General features: G+C 70.8%; 17 protein-coding genes. 11 read left to right on the forward strand and 6 right to left on the reverse strand.

Features of this window, described 5'->3' with window-relative positions; genetic code table 11:
* The first annotated feature begins 48 nt into the window (after window positions 1-48).
* Both mobF and ACZ4D5_RS43180 read left to right on the forward strand, forming a co-directional pair.
* Entirely contained in the window at window positions 49-4,809 is a 4,761-nt protein-coding gene (gene mobF / locus ACZ4D5_RS43175; protein WP_467778028.1) for a MobF family relaxase, read from the forward strand.
* Window positions 4,810-5,225: 416 nt separating this feature from the next.
* Window positions 5,226-5,774, forward strand: a complete 549-nt coding sequence (locus tag ACZ4D5_RS43180; protein WP_467778029.1) for a hypothetical protein — start codon at window positions 5,226-5,228, stop codon at window positions 5,772-5,774.
* A gap of 60 nt (window positions 5,775-5,834) precedes the next feature.
* Here the strand turns inward: ACZ4D5_RS43180 and ACZ4D5_RS43185 are convergent, their stop codons facing one another.
* The 4 genes from ACZ4D5_RS43185 to ACZ4D5_RS43200 form a co-directional block, all read right to left on the reverse strand.
* Window positions 5,835-6,455 (reverse strand): hypothetical protein, encoded by a 621-nt coding sequence (locus ACZ4D5_RS43185; RefSeq protein WP_467778030.1) that lies wholly within the window; start codon window positions 6,453-6,455, stop codon window positions 5,835-5,837.
* Window positions 6,452-8,416 (reverse strand): type IV secretory system conjugative DNA transfer family protein, encoded by a 1,965-nt coding sequence (locus ACZ4D5_RS43190; RefSeq protein WP_467778031.1) that lies wholly within the window; start codon window positions 8,414-8,416, stop codon window positions 6,452-6,454. The genes ACZ4D5_RS43185 and ACZ4D5_RS43190 overlap by 4 nt, the downstream gene beginning before the upstream one ends.
* A gap of 124 nt (window positions 8,417-8,540) precedes the next feature.
* Complete coding sequence (locus ACZ4D5_RS43195) at window positions 8,541-10,019, reverse strand: DUF2637 domain-containing protein (RefSeq protein WP_467778032.1); 1,479 nt, start codon at window positions 10,017-10,019, stop codon at window positions 8,541-8,543.
* Window positions 10,020-10,084: 65 nt separating this feature from the next.
* A complete protein-coding gene (locus ACZ4D5_RS43200; protein ID WP_141726814.1) occupies window positions 10,085-10,306 on the reverse strand; it encodes a hypothetical protein in 222 nt (73 codons plus the stop codon).
* 252 nt (window positions 10,307-10,558) lie between these two features.
* Between ACZ4D5_RS43200 and ACZ4D5_RS43205 the strand changes: the two genes are divergently transcribed.
* The 8 genes from ACZ4D5_RS43205 (at window position 10,559) to ACZ4D5_RS43240 (ending at window position 15,045) form a co-directional block, all read left to right on the forward strand.
* On the forward strand, window positions 10,559-10,759 hold the full coding sequence (locus tag ACZ4D5_RS43205) for a hypothetical protein (protein WP_467778033.1): 201 nt from the start codon (window positions 10,559-10,561) through the stop codon (window positions 10,757-10,759).
* Between the two features lie 269 nt (window positions 10,760-11,028).
* Complete coding sequence (locus tag ACZ4D5_RS43210) at window positions 11,029-11,214, forward strand: hypothetical protein (RefSeq protein ID WP_059303069.1); 186 nt, start codon at window positions 11,029-11,031, stop codon at window positions 11,212-11,214.
* A complete protein-coding gene (locus ACZ4D5_RS43215; RefSeq protein ID WP_467778034.1) occupies window positions 11,211-11,483 on the forward strand; it encodes a hypothetical protein in 273 nt (90 codons plus the stop codon). The genes ACZ4D5_RS43210 and ACZ4D5_RS43215 overlap by 4 nt, the downstream gene beginning before the upstream one ends.
* On the forward strand, window positions 11,483-11,911 hold the full coding sequence (locus ACZ4D5_RS43220; RefSeq protein WP_438297951.1) for an ASCH domain-containing protein: 429 nt from the start codon (window positions 11,483-11,485) through the stop codon (window positions 11,909-11,911). Before ACZ4D5_RS43215 ends, ACZ4D5_RS43220 begins: the two co-directional genes overlap by 1 nt.
* Window positions 11,905-13,455 (forward strand): DNA cytosine methyltransferase, encoded by a 1,551-nt coding sequence (locus ACZ4D5_RS43225; RefSeq protein WP_467778035.1) that lies wholly within the window; start codon window positions 11,905-11,907, stop codon window positions 13,453-13,455. Before ACZ4D5_RS43220 ends, ACZ4D5_RS43225 begins: the two co-directional genes overlap by 7 nt.
* Window positions 13,452-13,898: a DUF4326 domain-containing protein gene (locus ACZ4D5_RS43230; protein ID WP_467778036.1), complete on the forward strand. Its 447-nt coding sequence runs from the start codon at window positions 13,452-13,454 to the stop codon at window positions 13,896-13,898. The genes ACZ4D5_RS43225 and ACZ4D5_RS43230 overlap by 4 nt, the downstream gene beginning before the upstream one ends.
* Window positions 13,895-14,335 (forward strand): hypothetical protein, encoded by a 441-nt coding sequence (locus ACZ4D5_RS43235; protein WP_467778037.1) that lies wholly within the window; start codon window positions 13,895-13,897, stop codon window positions 14,333-14,335. The genes ACZ4D5_RS43230 and ACZ4D5_RS43235 overlap by 4 nt, the downstream gene beginning before the upstream one ends.
* Window positions 14,332-15,045 carry a hypothetical protein gene (locus tag ACZ4D5_RS43240; RefSeq protein WP_467778038.1) on the forward strand — a complete coding sequence of 238 codons (714 nt, stop codon included), beginning with the start codon at window positions 14,332-14,334 and terminating at the stop codon, window positions 15,043-15,045. The genes ACZ4D5_RS43235 and ACZ4D5_RS43240 overlap by 4 nt, the downstream gene beginning before the upstream one ends.
* Window positions 15,046-15,104: 59 nt before the next feature.
* On the opposite strand, the gene ACZ4D5_RS43245 is transcribed toward ACZ4D5_RS43240, so the two are convergent.
* Together ACZ4D5_RS43245 and ACZ4D5_RS43250 are read right to left on the reverse strand one after the other, a co-directional pair.
* A complete protein-coding gene (locus ACZ4D5_RS43245) occupies window positions 15,105-15,953 on the reverse strand; it encodes a hypothetical protein (protein WP_467778039.1) in 849 nt (282 codons plus the stop codon).
* Window positions 15,950-16,633 carry a P-loop NTPase family protein gene (locus tag ACZ4D5_RS43250; RefSeq protein WP_467778040.1) on the reverse strand — a complete coding sequence of 228 codons (684 nt, stop codon included), beginning with the start codon at window positions 16,631-16,633 and terminating at the stop codon, window positions 15,950-15,952. Before ACZ4D5_RS43250 ends, ACZ4D5_RS43245 begins: the two co-directional genes overlap by 4 nt.
* Window positions 16,634-16,858: 225 nt before the next feature.
* Here ACZ4D5_RS43250 and ACZ4D5_RS43255 point away from each other — a divergent pair.
* The coding region (locus ACZ4D5_RS43255; RefSeq protein WP_467778041.1) for a hypothetical protein at window positions 16,859-17,058 on the forward strand (200 nt) is incomplete at its 3' end.

The following is a 17,058-nucleotide window of genomic DNA, read 5'->3' on the forward strand; positions in this document are numbered from 1 at the left end:
CTTCAACACACCCTTGCATTACCATCCGATGGCCCGTACCGTGATCACATGACCGCTACTGTGAGCCCGGGATCAGACCCGGGATACCTCATGAACGCGGTCGGTCGCGGCGGTGAGCACTACTACCTGAAGTCCATCGAGCAGGCCGGAGAGCCGGCCGGGATCTGGCTCGGGAGCGCCGCAAACGATCTTGGTCTGACTGGTGAAGTCGACCATGAGCTGATGAGCGACATGTACTCGAAGTTCACGCACCCGGGCCTCCACGCGGAAGTCCGGGCGTCACTCTCTGCGATCACGGCCGAGCCCGGATCGGACGAGTACAACGCCCAGGTGGCAGCCATCTACGACGAGGCCCGGGTGGGCCGCAAGCCGTACGACTACACCAAGTCGACGGAGGAGAAGGTGGCCGCCGCAGTCGAGAAGCTGGGGCCGGATTCGACGCCCGAGCAGCGCCGCGCGGCGGAGCTGAAGGTGCGCCAGAACGCCCCCTCCAGTCGCTCGTACTACGACGTCACGTTCTCCGCGCCGAAGTCCTACAGCCTGTTGCACGCCGGGTTCCAGATCGAGGCCGCGCGGCTCCGCGAGGCCGGGGACCTGGAGGGCGCGGCGGCCGCCGCCGAGAAGGCCGATCAGGTCTGGGAGTGCCTGATGGAGGGCGTCCAGGCCGGGCTGGAATTCCTGGAGGAAGAGGCCGGGTACGCCCGCGACGGACGCCACGGTGCGAAGGACCCGGACGGGGCCCCGATGGGCCGCCAGGTCGACGCGCACGCGTGGACGATCGCTTCGTTCCGGCAGCACACCAGCCGTGACTCGGACCCGCAGCTGCACATCCACAACGCGATCTGGAATCGCGTGGAATCCTCGTCCGTCGACCCCGTGACCGGCGAAGTCATGTCGAAGTGGCTCACCATCGACGGACAGGAGATCTACCGGCACACCAAGGCCGCCGGGCACATCTTCGAGAAGGTGTCGGACGAGGCCCTGTACCGCAAGATGGGCTTTCGCGTGGCCACCCGCCCGGACGGCATGGCCCGCGAGATCGTCGGCATCTCCGAGGAGAAGCGCGACAAGTACAGCTCCCGCCGGCGGACCATCACCAAGGGCACCGCCGAGCTGGCCAAGGCGTACGAGGAGCGGACCGGCCGCGCGCCGGGCGCCCACGAGCTGGCCCGCATGGCGCAGTGGGTCAACCTGACCGAGCGGAAGAACAAGGTGGAAGCCGTCCCGCGCGAGCAGCTGCTGGAGCGCTGGGAGGCCGACATGGTGGCCGACACCCGCGAGTCGCTGGCCGACATTCCAGCGCAGGTGGAACGCGCGACCGCCGAACTGGAACGCGACGGACGTACGCTGGAATCGGGCCTGGAATTCGACCCGACGAAGGTCGTGCAGCAGGCCATCGAGAACGCCCAGGACCAGAAGTCGACGTGGCGTCGAGGCGACCTGATCGTGGAGATCACCAAGGAACTTCCGGACTGTCTCGGAGGGCTGGAACGCCACCAGGTGACCGCCCTCGTCAACGAGCTGGCCGACGCCGCGCTGCAGCCCGGAGCCGACACGGCCGTGGTCCGGCTGACCGCCCGCAACCTCGTCCCGCTCCCCCCGGAGCTGTGCCGCGAGGACGGGCTGTCGGTCTACGCCCGCCACGGCGCCCGCCGGTACGCCACGGAGGCCCACCTGGAGCGGGAGGGCCGCATCATCGCCAAGGCCACCGAGCTGGGAGCCCCCGCCGTGGGCCGCGAGGCGATCGAGGCGGCCGTGGCCGGCGCCGGGCTGAACGAGGGGCAGGAGAAGGCGTTCCGCTCCATCCTGGCCAGCGGCCGCCGCATGGAGGTGGTGGCCGCCCCCGCTGGAACTGGAAAGAGCCGCCTGGCGGGCGCGATCCACGACGTCTGGACGCAGGAATGCGGCCCCGTGATCGGCCTCACCGTCAGCCAGCGCGCCGCCCGCGTGCTGTCCGACGAGGGCGTGGAGAACGCCGCGAACATCGCGAAGTTCCTGGACACCAACCGCCGGTTGGAATCGGGCACTGCGGTGTCGGACGAGGACCGGAACGCCTGCCAGCTCCGGCCAGGCCAGCTGATCCTGGTGGACGAGGCGTCCATGGCCGAGACGGGCCAGCTGGACGAGATCCGCCGGTACGCCGACCTGGCCGGGGCGAAGGTGCTGTACGTGGGCGACAACGCCCAGCTCAGCAGCGTGGGCAGCGGCGGGGTGTTCTCCCAGCTGACCGAGGATCTGCCGAACGTCCACCGCCTGGACGAGGTGATGCGCTTCAACTCCGAGTGGGAGAAGGAGGCGTCCCTGAAGCTCCGCAAGGGCGAGGTGGACGTGCTCGCGGAGTACGAGACCCGCGGCCGTCTGCGCGCTGGAACGCGCGAGGAGATGGTGGAAGCCTCGTACCAGTCGTGGCTGGTCGACCACACGGGCGGGAAGGACGCGGTACTCATCGCGCCGACCACGGCCCAGGCCGACGAGCTGGCCGCCCGCGCCCGCGCCGACCTCGTTCGGCTCGGGGAGGTCGAGGCGGACGGCATCGAGCTGGACGGGCGCGGCCTCACGGTCGGCAAGGGCGACATGATCCAGCTCCGGGACAACAACCGCCGTCTGACCAGCGCGTCCGGCGACCGCTTCGCCACCAACCGCGATGTGGTCAAGGTGCTGGGCATCGCGGAGGACGGCTCCGTGACCGCCGCCTACGACGACGGGGACACCGTGACCCTGCCGTCCTCGTACGTGCAGAAGCATGTGGACCTGGCGTACGCGGGCACGATCCATTCCACCCAGGGCCGGACCGTTGGAACGGCCCACTCCTACTGGGACGGCTCCGGTTCGCGGGAGGCGTTCTACGTCGCGATGACGCGCGGCCGCGAGCGGAACACCGCGTACATGTCCACGGACATGCCGGGCGTGCCCGAGGAGCAGCGGCCCGAGCCGATGACCCTCTTCAAGCAGACGCTGGAGAATTCCAGCGTCGAGAAGTCCGCGACGCAGGTGCAGCGCGAGGAGCTGGAATGGTCCAGCTCCCTGGCGAAGCACTCGTACGAGCTGGAAGACCTGGCGACCAAGGACGCGGAGAAGAAGTTCGGCCGGGTCCTGTTCGAGAAGCTGGGCGACAAGTTCTCGAAGGTCCGCGACAGCGAGGCGTACGGCTCCCTCATCCGTCTGGGCCGCAGCGCCGAGGCCGCCGGCCACGACGCCATGGAGATGATGCGCAGCATCACCGGGGGCGACCTGGCCGACGCCAAGGACGTGGCGAAGGTGCTGCACTGGCGCGCGGAGCGGGAGCTGGAGGCCGCCGACCGGCGCCAGGTCCAGGCGGACGAGGCCCGCGTGCGCGAGGCCGTCGAGACCCAGGAACGCACGGTCAACGACCTGATGGCCGAGCTGTCCGTGGCGCCCGTCGCCCACGTGGACCGGTCGATCAGCGAGGAGGCGCAGGCAGAGGCGATGCGGCAGGCCGAGGCCATGTCGCAGGCTCCGGTCCTGGCCTGGAACGGCAGCCAGGAGGACGCCCTGGCCGCGCAGCAGGCGGTCATCGGGGCGCAGGTCATCGACCCCATGGAGACCCAGCGGGCAGCGGAGGCCGCAGCGTTCGAGGAGGCGCGGCAGCAGGAAGCGATGAACCAGGCCATGGCCATGTCGCTGGGCGCCGAGGTGCTGCACGGCGGGCAGGAGTCGCAGGAGCGCGCCCGCATCGTGGAGGAGCGCCAGGCCGCCGCCGAGGAGCGCGCCGACTGGCGGAACCGGGCCGCCGAGATCGAGGGCCCGGAAGGCGAGTACGCCCGGGGCGTCGCGGAACTGGCCGAGCAGAAGCGCCTGGAACTGGGACAGCAGCTGTTGGAACAGGCCGAGGCCGGAGAGCTGCCGCAGTGGGCGCAGAAGCTGGGACCGGTCCCCGAGGACCCGACCTGGCGGGAGCGCTGGATTGAGCGGGCCGGGTCGGTCGCCGCATACCGCGAGGCGCACCAGCACGAGAACGAGCGCGACGCGATCGGCCAGCGGCCGGGCCGCGGTGCGGTCGACGTCCGCCAGGACTGGGACCGCGCGTACCGCGCGCTGGGCGAGCCCGAGGACCGGATGGAGCTGGTCGGAGCGTCGGACGCCACGCTGCGACGCATGATCGAGCGGTACGACCGCGAGACCGAGTGGGCACCGCCGCACGTCGCCGGGCAGCTCCGCGAGGTCAGCGAGTCCCTGTCGGACGCCGAGCGCGAGTCGGTCCAGACGTACATCAAGGCTATGGAGGCCGAGACGCCCGAGCAGGCGCAGGAGCTGCAGGACGCCGTCGAGGGGTACGAGGCCCTGACCGCTTCGCTTGCCGAGGACCGCGAGAAGCTGGAAAAGGTGCACGAGGCACGGCAGGCGTGGCACGAGCACACCGAGCCGACGCGCGAGCAGGCGCAGGAGGCACAGCGCCAGCTGGAACTCCGCGCGCCGGAGCCGGAGCCCGTGGAACTTCCGGAGGACGTGCAGCCGGCCGCCGTGGAACCGGAGCTGGAACAGGAGCGCCAGGCCGAGCGCGCCCGCGTGCAGCAGGAGCAGGAAGCCGAGCAGATGCGGCAGCACTACGAGGCCGAGGCCCTGCGCCAGTCGCGCGAGCGAGCCCACGAGACCGCGCCGAAGCTCACGGGCGAGGAGCTGCAGGAAGCCGTCCGGACCGCCGGGCGGGCAACGGAGATCCTGGCCGACCGCGAGCAGACGCAGCAGATGGAGGAGGCCGAGCGGACCCGCCGCGACGAACCCCAGGTCGTCCAGGCGCCCGAGCCGCCCGCGGCCGAACTCCGGCGGGGCCGCGAGGTCGAGATGTAACCGGAGCACATCCCCGGCGAGGGGCGGACTGCCACCAGGCGGCCCGCCCCTTCTGCGTTGGAGGGTGCGGGTTACTGAGCGGGGCTCCGCCCCACACCCCGGCCACCCTGCGGAGGGGGTGGGGGGCACGGCTCGGTGGGTGCGGGTTGTGGGTGGTGGAGATGGTGGTGGGTCGCGGTGCGGCCCCCTCGTCGGACGGCACCCAGAGGGCACCACACCGCCCGCCGGCCATCCAGGACGCCTACGGCGCCGCTTCGCGGTCGGGCAAGCCCGATCCTGGACAGCCGACGAACGGCGCGGTAGGGCTTCGCCTGCCGCCCAACGAGGGAACCACCCCGCTCAGCCCGGACGTACGGCACAGCCGCGCCGGGGGGAACCTCTGGCACCGTGTCAGTCCCCGCGGCTACCTTCGTTCCATGGCCAGCAGCAGCGAGCACGGCGGGCACGGCCCCCGGCGCCTCCATCAGTCGATCGGTGACGTACTGCGGACGCCCGAGCGGCCGCAGCCGGCGGCCGGGACGACCCCTCAGTGGCCTGGCCACGAGTACGGCCCGACGCCCGTTCCAGCGAAGGCGCCTGGGACACCAGGTCTGCCGGAAGGGGTGCGCCGTTCGCGGCAGGAGCTGGAATCGGTCCGGGACGACGCCGCCCGCCAGTTCCACGCCGGCGACGACGCCCGGGTGCACGTCGAGGTCGAGGTGCGTCAGGCGAAGGCGGCCGCCCACGGAGTGTGGGCCACGGCCGCGTGGCTGTTGGGCGAGCTGCAGGCCGCCCCGATCAGCCAGGAGTGGTACGCGTACCCGTACACCAACCGCCAGGTGGGGCTGGAACGCACCCACGCCCGGGACCGGATCGAGGGCAACGACTGGCCCGACGTCGACCGGGACTATGCCGCCGGGGTCCAGTACACGGTGGGGTGGAGCTTCTGGCCGGACGAGGAACGCCCCGTGCCACCCGCAGGATGACGTACGGCACGCGAAGAGGCCCGGACCATCGGTCCGGGCCTCTGTCGTTGGGCGGGCGGATCAGCTGGGCACTTCGCCCGTCCGCAGCATGTGCAGGTACTGCCCAAGCTGCTTGTGGTCGTCGCTGATCTTCTTGTTCTCGAACGGGTCGTGCTTGTGGCCGTTGCCCCCGTCGCGGGAGAAGTCGTTCTTGCACTCCTCCAGGATGAACTTGCCCTGGCGCACGGCGTCGGGGAGCCAGCGGCCCAGCCACTCAGCGACCCGCAGCGGGGACGCTTCCTTGTCGAGGAAGGCCCAGTGGTGGCTCCACATCAGGCTGGTGAGGCTTTCCACCATGTCGGGGTGCTGCCACCAGCACGAGGAGTTCCGCTCCGTGTACCCCAGCATCTCCTTGTAGGAGCGGGGCCAGCGGACCCGGAACGTCCCTTCCACCCACTGCATGAGCACGTCCCAGGCGTTCGCCTGTTGCTGCGGGGTGAAGGTGCTCCAGTTCCAGACCGCCGGGGCATCGCTCTTGGGCTTGTCCGCCAGCTTCTTGACGACCAGGGACAGTTCCTGGATGCGGTCCGCGAGGTTCTGCCCCTCCAGCGTTTCGAGGCGGCCGTTCACCTCGTCCAGCTGCCGACCCAGTTCGCGGGTCCGCTCCCAGACGGCTTTCGTCTCCTTGGGCTGGTCGATCATCCGGTCTGCCCCCAAACGTTCTGCTCAGCGGCCGGCGCCTGCCCGGGGATAGTCCCCGGGTACGCGGCAGGCTGCTGCTGCGGGACCACCGGAGCCGTGGCGGGCATCTGCGGCGGGAGGACGGGCCCGGCGACCTGCACCCCCTTCTTCTTCATCTTGGCCTCCAGCTTGGCCTGTGCCTTCGCCTGCTTCATCAGTTCCTTGACGTCCTTCCGCTGCCACACCGGGGTGAACGCGTACCGGATCGGCGGAAGGTGCCGGTAGAACACCAGGCCCGTGCCTTCCTTCATCTGCCGGATGGCATCCTGCGGCATGATCCGGACCCGCCGCACCGAGACGTTCCGGGACTTCTTGTCCTCGTCCGTCTGGCCCGCCGAGGCCACTTCCTCGTCCTTCTCCCCGCAGAGCAGGGACAGTTCTTCCAGATCCTGCGGGATGGACAGGCCACCGAGGGCGATCCGGACGGAGTTGTTCATGATGGTCTGCGCTCCGTTGTGGCCCCACCGCTCCCGCAGCTGGGACGGGGACTGGACGCTGACCAGGAGCTGAATGTTCCGGCCGCCAGCGTCCGCCGACCACTTGTGCAGGGGAAGCGGGCAGATCACGGCCGCCTCGTCCAGGACGAACCGCACGTACGGGTCCACGCGGCCGCCGGGGCTGTTGTCCGCTTCCAGGTACGCCGCCTCGTAGATCTCGCCCACCAGGGCGGTGAACAGCGGGGCGACGCTGCCGTACTGCTGGTCACGGCCCATCAGGTACAGGGTGCCGCGCGAGCGGAGGAAGTCCGCCACGTCGAACTTCTGCTGGCCGGGCCGGGGGGACACGATGTCCAGCACCTGGGGGAGCGACATGAACTCGAACGAGCGGATCAGCGTCAGGTACACGCTGTCCCTCGTCTTCTCCGGGGCGTTCCGCATCTGCGAGAGGCCCCGGGCCCAGCCGGCGGGCACCAGCTCCGGGTAGTTCTCCAGGATCTCCAGGGGCTCACGCTCGGTCGAGTCGGTCACCCAGGCCCGGACGCGGGTCAGGTCGTAGCCCTTCAGGCCCGCTGCCATCAGGTAGCAGGACAGCACCATGAAGGAGTGGCCCTCCCAGAAGGAGGCGTTCTCCATGGCCTCCCCGCTGGCCGAGGCCGCGAGCAGGTACCCGGCACGACGCAGGGCCACCACCGGGTCCTGGCAGCCCTCCACCAGGTTCCAGCGCAGGGTGTTCTCCACCCCGCTCACGCCCGCGTTGAAGACCCACACGGGCCTGTTGTGCTCGCGCCTCAGCTGGTGGGTGTGGTCGTAGAGGTCACCGCGGGTCGAGGTCACCACGCAGGCGCCCGCCGCGTCGATGATGGCGTTGCCGTACTGCGCGGACTTGCCGGTACGCGGCGGGGCGTACATCAGCACGATGTCCTCGCAGGCGACGAACAGCCCCTTCTTGTAGAGCAGATCCGTGCCGAGGTGTAGCCCGACCTCGTGAGGGCTGATGGAACGGCGCTTCGCCCCTTCCAGGGACGGGCGGAGGGTGTCCGCGCGGGCCCGGAGCCCTTCCTGGGACAGCCACTTCTTGAGTTCCTTGGGGTTGGCGAACCCGACCCGGGCCGCGTCCTTCCCGTTGATGGTGGGACCGGACTTGCCCAGGTCCCACTTCTGCTTCAGGTGGAGGTACCCGAGGCCGCCGCCGGCCACGACCGTGAGACCGAACCCGGGCCAGCCGCCGAGGGGCCAGTTCGAGCCCACGGTGTTGATGAGTTCGAGGGCCCCGCCCACGGACGGCTCCGGGAGTCCGCCGTTCTCAGCACCGGCCGCGAGCGCCACGGCGGGCAGTCCGGCCGCCGCGTACGCGGTGCCCTGGCGGGACTTGCCGAGCACGGAGGGCTTGTGCGCGTCGATGATGCGGTGCAGCCAGTGCGGCATCATCCCGCCCGGCAGGTCGGTGGTGGGGGGTGTGGGATTCTCTTCCTTGCGTGACACGAGCATCTCCTCTGTCGCGAAGTCCCCGGGGTTGGGCGGTACCAGCGCCTCCCGGGGGCGCCTAGTGTCCGGTGACCTCACGATCACCGTACGAGCCAGGACTGACATTCAGCCCCGGGTTTTCTCAGCTGTGCTTGTCGATGATGGGCTTCAGGTACTTGCGGGCCGTGCCCTCCGTGAACCCCGTACCAGGGGAAAGAGACCTGGCCAGGGAGCTGGCCGACTGGTTCGGGAAGCGCTGTTCCACAGGAAGCCGCAGGTAGCGGTACTCCAGCAGTTCCACGCCCGTCAGGTCCGGCTCAGGCTCGGGGCCCTCGTCCGCGCCGTCCGTGGCCTCGTCCAGGCCCTCGTCCACGGCCTCGTCGATGACCTCCGGCACGGGCTCCGGCTCAGCCGCCGGAACGGGCTCGGGGCGGTCGCCAATTGGCGACTGGGCTACCTCGTCCGGCTCCGACCAGGCCACGGGCTCCGGCTGCACCGGCTCCGGGGACTTCTGCAGCCAGTCGGCACCGTCGATCCGGGCCTGCACCGTCACGGGCCGTCCGTCGTTGCGGGCCGCCCACGCGCCGCCCGTGCCCGCCAGCTGTCCCTGCGGCTCGAACCCGCCGCCGTACTGGGGGCCGGGCCCGTACGCCTCGTTCGGCGCGGGGACCGTCTGCTGCGGGACAGGTACGGAGTACGTCTCCGGGTGGCCGGCCGCCGCTTCCTGCGGCTCCACCTCGTCCTGGCCGCCGTGCTGGTCGGTGTCGACCTCCCCGCGTTCCAGCTCCCGTCCGGGGACGGGGGCGGGCAGTTCCTCGCGCACGTCGGCGTCGACCGCTTCGTGGCTGACGCGTTCCAGCTCCGCAGGCAGCGCGATGCCCGCGGCCGCCAGGCCCGCCGGAGCAGTCTCGAAGATGGGCACGCCGTACTTCGCCAGTCGGAGCGGCATCAGCGCCTCCACCGGGGCCTTACGCCGCCAGCCACGGCCGAACCGGGCCTGCAGACGGGATTGGTAGATGAGCCGGGCCTGTTCCAGGCTCACCGCCTTCTCGTAGCTCCGGACCTCCCAGAGCTTCATCCGGCGCCACAGCCGGAAGGTGGGCACGGGCGAGAGCAGCCACCGGGTGATTCGGACGCCCTCCATGTGCTTGTCGGCGGTGATGTCCGCGATCCGGCCGACCGCGTGCCGCGCGGCTTCCACGGAGACGACGAAGAGAACGGGGATCACGGCGTGCATCCCCACGCCGAGCGGGTCCGGCCAGGCCGCCGCCGCGTTGAAGGCGATCGTGGCGCCCGTCAGGAGCCATGCCGTCTGGCGCAGGAGCGGGAACGGGATGCGGAGCCAGGTCAGCAGCAGGTCGAGGCCGAGGAGCACGACAATGCCCGCGTCGATGCCGATGGGGAACCAGTACGCGAAGGTGCCGAACCCCTTCTCCACGGCGAGCGCACGCACGGCGTTGTACGAGCCGGCGAAGCCGATGGAGGCGATGACGACCGCACCGAGGGCGACAATCCCGATCAGCCAGTAGTGGACCCGGGTCAGTTCCGGAATGCCCTTCTTCTCTTCAGGCTCGGTGGCCGATCCCGGGGGATCAGCGGCCGTACCCTGGTGGTGACGCATGTAGGTCTCCAAATCTCAGCGTCCTGGGCCCTGGTGGTGTGTCCTCACCACCGGGGTTCCTTCTCTCAGCTCTCGTCCGTGGGCTTGGCGTAGCCCTTCCGGCTCAGCCACTCGTCGTACGCGGCCGCCACCTGTTCCTTCAAGCTCATTCCGGTGTCGAGCTTGCAGAGCGTGCCGCGTCGGTGCAGCTGAAGGTCTTCCGGCACTTCCACGTTGAGGGGTCGCATCCGTACGACTTCCTCCTTCTTGGGTCGGCCCCTGCGCTTGGGCTTGGGGTCTTCGGTCATGTGGTCGCCACCTCTCCGTGTACTGCGAGTGGAGGGATGATCCCACTGTGCGGCTATGGATCTATGAAAGCAGGTCCCTAGGTTCCTAGCAACTATTTTTCCTAGGTTCCTTGCAACCTAGGAAAAAAGGCCCTACGGTGGAACCAGAACGAACGAGAGGGCCGGGGTTCCCGCCCCGACCCTCTCCGCCCGGAACGGCGTTGACGCGCCTTCCGAGCTGGGACACCCCTATTCGCAGAGAGAGGGATCTCCGTGCAGAAGTCTGCCAGCCGGACCACCGGCATCTCCATCCCGGCCCCCGCGAGCCGCCCCCGCCTCGTGCTGGTCGGCAAGAAGGGTCCGGCGTTCAGCGCCCCGTGCGCCGACTGCAACGGGTTCGACACCGTCGTGATCCGCCGCAACGGCGAGTCCACCACCGTCCGCTGCACCTGCCAGCTGGCGGTGAGCGCATGAGCGCCACCGACGACGCCGTGAAGAAGGCCGAGGAGGCCCGCCGGAAGGCGGAGGCCGACCTGCGCCGTCACGGCCAGGCCATGGCCATCAAGGGCCGCAAGTGAGCGCCCGCCCGCCCCTGCCGGTTCGTCCGCAGCCGCACGAGCGCGACGGACGCCAGCCGCAGCAGCAGCCGGCGCGGCCGCACCCCGCCCGATAGGGCCCCGGCGGGCCGCCCTCACCGTGGGCGGCCCGCCCTCCCCTTCTCGCCTTGATGGAGAGGCACACCCATGTCGCACTGCACCAACCCGACCGTGCTGGAACGGATCTCCGACGCCGACCTGCGGGCCGACAGCCGCGCGGAGTGGCTGGCCGGGGAGTACCGCGCCGGCGAGTACCCGACCGCCCACGTCCACTACGACCTGGCCGACGCCGCGTTCGTCGTGGTCGCCCCGCAGGGGGGTGCGTCCGCGTGACCGTCGCCCGCGAACGCCTTATCGCCCTGGCCGCCCTCGTCCTCTCCGTGCTGGTCATGGCCACCTCCGTGGACATCGGCCGCACCGCGATCGAGGCCGCCCTGTCCGGGCTGACCGCGTACGGCACCGTCGTGGTGCTGGCCGCGCTCGGCCTGTCCGTGGGGCTCCGGAAGATCTGGAAGGCCAGCAAGACCGTGCTGGCCGTCGCCGTCGTGATCGCCCTCGTCCTGTTCGGGATGGGCAAGGCCGTGGCCGAGGTGATGAGCTGATGCGCGCTCTGACCATCCGCCAGCCGTGGGCGGCCGCCATCACCTACGCGGACAAGCGCGTGGAGAACCGGGTGTGGCCGACCTCGTACCGCGGCCCCGTGCTCATCCACGCGGGCAAGACCGTGGACCGCCGCCACGGCCCCATGGTCGCCGCCGTGGTGCGCGGGCTGCAGCTGGACCTGGGGGCCGTGCTCGCGGTCGCCCGGATCATCGACTGCCACCCGGACGACGGGGAGTGCACCCCGTGGTCGACCACCGGGAACTTCCACTTCGTCCTGGACGAGGTGACCGCCCTCCCCCTCCCGATCCCGTGGGCGGGCGCACAGCAGCTGTGGACCCCGCCGGCCGTCCTCGTGGAGAAGGTGCGCGAGCAGCTGTCGAGCGAGACCGCCGCCCACGTCCTGCGTGAGGAGGCGGGCCCGTGCTGACCGTCTACGACGAGTTCGCCGGGGTCGGCGGCTCCAGCAAGGGCGCCACCGCGGTCAAGGACCGCGAGGGCAAGCCGCTCACGGAACTCATCTTCGCGGCGAACCACAAGAAGGACGCCGTGGAGGACCACGCCCGCAACTTCCCCGACGCCGACCACTTCGAGGGCGACGTGGCCCGCGCCAAGATCGAGACCTTTCCCCGGGCGGACATCTTCTGGGCGAGCCCGTCGTGCCCGCCGTGGAGCAACGCGCGGGGCAAGCGCCGGGACTTCGACAACTCCACCCAGGGCGTGCTGTTCGGGGAGAGCGAGCCGGACCCGGAGATCAAGCGGGCCCGCGCGCTCATGGAGGAAGTCCCGCGCTACCTGAACGCGATGATCCTGCGGGGCAAGCCCGTGCTGTGCGGAGTCGTGGAGAACGTCGTGGAGTGCCGCAAGTGGGACCAGTGGTCCCGCTGGCTCCGCGAGGTCCGGTGCGGGGGCCTGTACGAGGTCCGCGTGATCGCGGTCAACTCCATGCACGTCAAGGCCCGGGGGAGCCGCAGGGCTCCGCAGTCGAGGAACCGCCTGTTCGTCGCCTACTGGCTCAAGAGCTTGGGCCGGACGCCGGACTGGAACAAGTGGCTGCGGCCCCGGGCGTACTGCCAGGTGTGCGACGCCACGGTGTCGGCCATGCAGGTCTTCAAGCGCCTGAACGTCGACATGGGCGCGTACGGGCGCAACGGCCAGTATTGGTACCGGTGCCCGAACGCGAAGTGCCGCAACGCGATCGTGGAGCCCGAGGTGATGCCCGCCTCTGCGGTCATCGACTGGTCGATTGAGGGCCGCCGGATCGCGGACCGGGACGAGCCGCTGGCCGCCGCCACGATGGAGCGGATCGCCCGGGGCATCGCGAAGTTCGCGAAGCCGTTCACGGTGCCCGCCGGCGGGACCTGGCGGACCGAGCCCGTGTCGGTCGAGGAGCCCATGCCGACCCGCACGACCCGCGAGACGGACGCCCTGGCCGTGCCGCCCCTGCTCATCCCGACCGAAGGCCGGGACGGGAAGGTGGCGACGTCGACCGAGGAGCCGATGCGGACCCAGACCGCCCGCAACGAGACCGGACTGGCCATCCCGCCGTTCCAGATCAGCCTGCGGGGCGGAGGGTCGAAGAAGACCGCGTACGGCGTGGACGAGCCCGTGGGCACGGTCAGCGCGAGCGGGAACCACCACGGCCTCGTCACCGGGCAGCGGCTGCTGATCCCGTACTACAGCACCGGCACCGCGCGCACAGTCGAGGAGCCCGTGGGCACCGTGACCACCCGCGACCGCTGGTCGCTCGCGGAGGTCGAGGAGAACGTCGACCTGGGCGACGTGCGGTTCAGGATGTTGGAGCCCCACGAGATCGGCGCCGCCATGGCGTTCCCGGACACCTACATCGTCACCGGCAGCAAGCGGGACAAGGTGCGGAAGTACGGGAACGCGGTCACGCCGCCCGTGGCCGAGGTCATCGTGTCCGCGCTGGTCGAAGCGGTCACCGGCGAGCCGCTGGAGGTGGCGTGGTGACCCGCCGCCAGGGCCTGCAGATGAAGGGCGGCGTGCAGCTGCCCATGTTCGCCGTCGAGGTCGAGCCGGAGCCCGCCACCACGGCGGGCCCGGCCCCGGCCGAGTCCCAGTCGCCAATTGGCGACTGCACCACCGTGGTGGACCTCCACGGCCACCAGGGCGACCCGGAGTTCGAGGACGTCGTGTACGTGGGCCGCCCGATGTACCAGGGCGGATGGAGGCTCCACGGCCACGTGCTGGCGAACCCGTTCAAGGTCGGCCGCCACGGCGATGCCGCCGCGGTGGTCGAGAAGTACCGGGCTTGGTTGGACGAGCGGCCGGAGCTGGTCGCCGGCGAGCTGCCGAAGCTGCGCGGCCGGCGGCTCGGTTGCTGGTGCGCGGAGGGCGACCCCTGCCACGCCCGGGTTCTGGCCGAACGCGCGGACCAGGAGGTGGACCGGTGAGCAAGGAGAACGAGGAGTTCAACCCCTGGCGGTGGGACCGGGACAACGCCCGCAACGGGCAGGCCCGCCTCACGATCGAGCAGAACGGCCACAAGGTCTCCCTGGATCACCGGGGCGTGTCGATCGACGGACAGCGGATCGTCCGGGACGACCCGTCCAAGGGTGACGAACACGGCTTCCAGATCACCCCGTTGGGGACCGTCATGTACCGGGGCCAGGAGGTGGCCGCCATCGAGCCTTCCCCGGACGGCACGGCCAACCCGGGCGAGGTGACCGTGTGGGGCAAGGACGGGCCGACGCTCCCCGAGCGCAGGCAGCGCGACCTGGCCGCACGGGAGCGCGAGGAGAGCGAGCGGCGCGACCGGGACGACCGGTACCGCGCCGACCAGCAGCACCAGCAGGAACTCACCCGAGACGGACAGGAGATGACGCTGTGAGCGACCAGAGCCCCGCGCCGTTCGATCCGGCGCTCTACCTGATCGAGCAGGCCCACCGGCAGCCCGTACCCCCGACGTTCCGCCCCGCCCCGCAGCTGCCGCCGAGGCAGTCCGCCGGCCGTTGGCTGTGGGACCACTTCGGGCGCCTGGCCCCGGCCCTGGCGACCACGAGCATGTCCGCGCTCGCGTGGAGCTGGGGGCAGAACCTCCCGGACGGTTCCACCGCCCCGCTGTGGATCACGGGCAGTCTGGCCGCGCTCGCGGGGTGCGCGGGGTGCGTCGCCGCGTCGAAGCAGCACGGCGACAACGAGACCGTGCGCGTCTCGTTCGGCGGGGCCGCCGTGCTCGCCTTCGCCGGGGTGACCGCGTGGACGCCGGACTGGCAGCTGGCCACCCTGCTGTGGGCCGGGTGCACCGCCGCGGTGTACGCGTTCTGTGCACCGCTGTGGCGGGCCGACCGACGCGAGACCCGCGCTCAGGAACACGAGCTGGTCATGGAGGAGACCAAGGGTCTCAACGAGGCCCGGGTGAAGGCGATCGAGACCGCCGGCGCCGTGGCGACGGCTCAGTGGGAGTACCACCAGGAGCAGGCGAAGGTGGCCGCGATCGTGGCGGCCGCCGACGCCCGCCAGCGCCGCGCGATCCAGCCCGGCCAGGAGCTGGACGTGCAGGCCCTGCTGGAGGCCGCGCGGGTGGCCGAGCTGAACTGACCGACCCGGCAACGACGAAGGGCCCCCGCTACGGCGGGGGCCCTTCTGCTGTGCTCGCCCTACGAGGCGGCCGGGCCGGGAATCCCGTCCGCCCGCCGCTGCATCCGCACGGCGGCCGTACGGATGCGGGAGAGGTCCACAGCAGTCTCCGCACGGTGGAACGGTGCCGCGTCGAGCGCCAGTGCCTCGTTCAGCTGCCGCAACGCCTTCTCCGCCGTGTCGGCAGCGGTCCGGATGGTCTGGCCGACCTTCTCCGCCGTGTCCTCGTCGTCCTCCACCAACTCCGCGTCCACCACCTCGTCCTCGTCCTCGTCGCGGTCGCCAATTGGCGACTGGTCGGAGGGGACGCCCAGTCCTTCCTGGTCACGCCGGGCCGCGATCACCGCGGCGGTGACCTTCTTCCCGCCGGACTCCAGCCGGAGGACTTCCACGAAGTTCCGGGCGCCCTCGTCGCCGTTGACCTTGACGACCGGTGCCAGCTCCCGGGCGTGTGACTCCACCACGGTGTCGAGCACGGCCGGCCCCAGCGGGGCGAGTGCACGGTGGACTAGGGCCAGGTCGATGAGGCGGTACCCGTACGAGCGGTCCCAGCCCCACCGCGCCTTGACGTAGTGCCCGAACTTCTCGTGCCCCTCCAGCTCCCACAGGCCGGATTCGTTGATCTCGTCCAGGAGCTGGCCGACCTCCACCCGGTGCCGGGCCTGCAGCCGCCGGAGGCTCTGCTGGTACTGCCCCACGGACGCTTCAATGCGCGCCTCCAGGGCCTGCAGACGCTCGCGGGGGCTCAGCTCCACCTCGGTGTCGGACGACGCCTGTGCGGGCAGCTGGGCGCCGCCGCCGCGCTTGTCCAGGCCGTTGCGGAGCGCGGCTCCGATGGCGCCCCTGGACTTCTCCGATGCCTTGCTCACCGGGCCACCACGTCCAGGATCTCCCGGGCCATCTTGTCCATGTTCGTGTCGGGCTTGGTCTTGATGGGCTTACCCCAAGACTGCGCGTACCCGTTGCGAGCGTTGGACAGCTCGTACCGGTTCCGCAGCACGGTGTACCCCGCCTCTGCCAGCTCCGTGTCCACGTCGTCCGGCGTCGCCGTGCTGGGGTCGACCATCGTCAGCAGGATGACGAGTTCGGGGGCGTGGGCGCCCGTTGTGCTCAGCGACTCGATGGCGCCGAGCACCGAACCGGCCCGCTGCACTTCGTTGCCTGTCGGCTGGAGGCACAACACCGCCAGGTCGACCGCGCTCAACACCGGCAGGTGCGGGCCGTCCTTCTTCCGCTCCCATGCTCCCGTGTCCAGGACACACAGCCCCTTCTCTGGGCACAGCCGCACGGCCTCGTTGCGGATCTGGTGAATGCCGGGCGCGGGATAGACCGGGGCGCCGAGGTCGACCACCTGGGCGTGTTCGTAGAGAGTGCCGTTCTCTTCCTCTCCGGGCACGTCGGTGTCGATGCCGATGCACGGCACACCGTAGGACTTCCAGTAGGCGAGGAAGTGCGCGAGCATCGTCGACTTGCCCGCGCCTCCCTTCCCCACGAAGGCGATTCGGCGGCCCTGGGCGGGCAGCACGGGAACGGGGCGAGGTTTCGTCATGGGCCGGACGCTACCGCCCCGCGTCGTGATCGAGAGGCCCGACCGGCGCACCGTAGGCAGCTTGTACGACCGAGGCGCCCGTTCGGCTCCGGGGGCAGTCGCCAATTGGCGACCGTTGGAGGGTGCGGGTTACTGAGCGGGGCTCCGCCCCACACCCCGGCCACCCTGCGGAGGGGGTGGGGGGCACGGCTCGGTGGGTGCGGGTTGTGGGTGGTGGAGATGGTGGTGGGTCGCGGTGCGGCCCCCTCGTCGGACGGCACCCAGAGGGCACCACACCGCCCGCCGGCCATCCAGGACGCCTACGGCGCCGCTTCGCGGTCGGGCAAGCCCGATCCTGGACAGCCGACGAACGGCGCGGTAGGGCTTCGCCTGCCGCCCAACGAGGGAACCACCCCGCTCAGCCCGGACGTACGGCACAGCCGCGC

The organism is Streptomyces sp. NPDC025651 (assembly GCF_055558735.1).

Excerpts from the sequence above, each read along its gene's own strand:
- ACZ4D5_RS43210 (WP_059303069.1), top strand. The coding sequence starts at position 11,029 with ATGTCGCACTGCACCAACCCGACCGTGCTGGAACGGATCTCCGACGCC.
- ACZ4D5_RS43195 (WP_467778032.1), bottom strand. The coding sequence starts at position 10,019 with ATGCGTCACCACCAGGGTACGGCCGCTGATCCCCCGGGATCGGCCACC.
- ACZ4D5_RS43250 (WP_467778040.1), bottom strand. The coding sequence starts at position 16,633 with ATGACGAAACCTCGCCCCGTTCCCGTGCTGCCCGCCCAGGGCCGCCGA.
- ACZ4D5_RS43185 (WP_467778030.1), bottom strand. The coding sequence starts at position 6,455 with ATGATCGACCAGCCCAAGGAGACGAAAGCCGTCTGGGAGCGGACCCGC.
- mobF (WP_467778028.1), top strand. The coding sequence starts at position 49 with ATGACCGCTACTGTGAGCCCGGGATCAGACCCGGGATACCTCATGAAC.
- ACZ4D5_RS43200 (WP_141726814.1), bottom strand. The coding sequence starts at position 10,306 with ATGACCGAAGACCCCAAGCCCAAGCGCAGGGGCCGACCCAAGAAGGAG.
- ACZ4D5_RS43180 (WP_467778029.1), top strand. The coding sequence starts at position 5,226 with ATGGCCAGCAGCAGCGAGCACGGCGGGCACGGCCCCCGGCGCCTCCAT.
- ACZ4D5_RS43220 (WP_438297951.1), top strand. The coding sequence starts at position 11,483 with ATGCGCGCTCTGACCATCCGCCAGCCGTGGGCGGCCGCCATCACCTAC.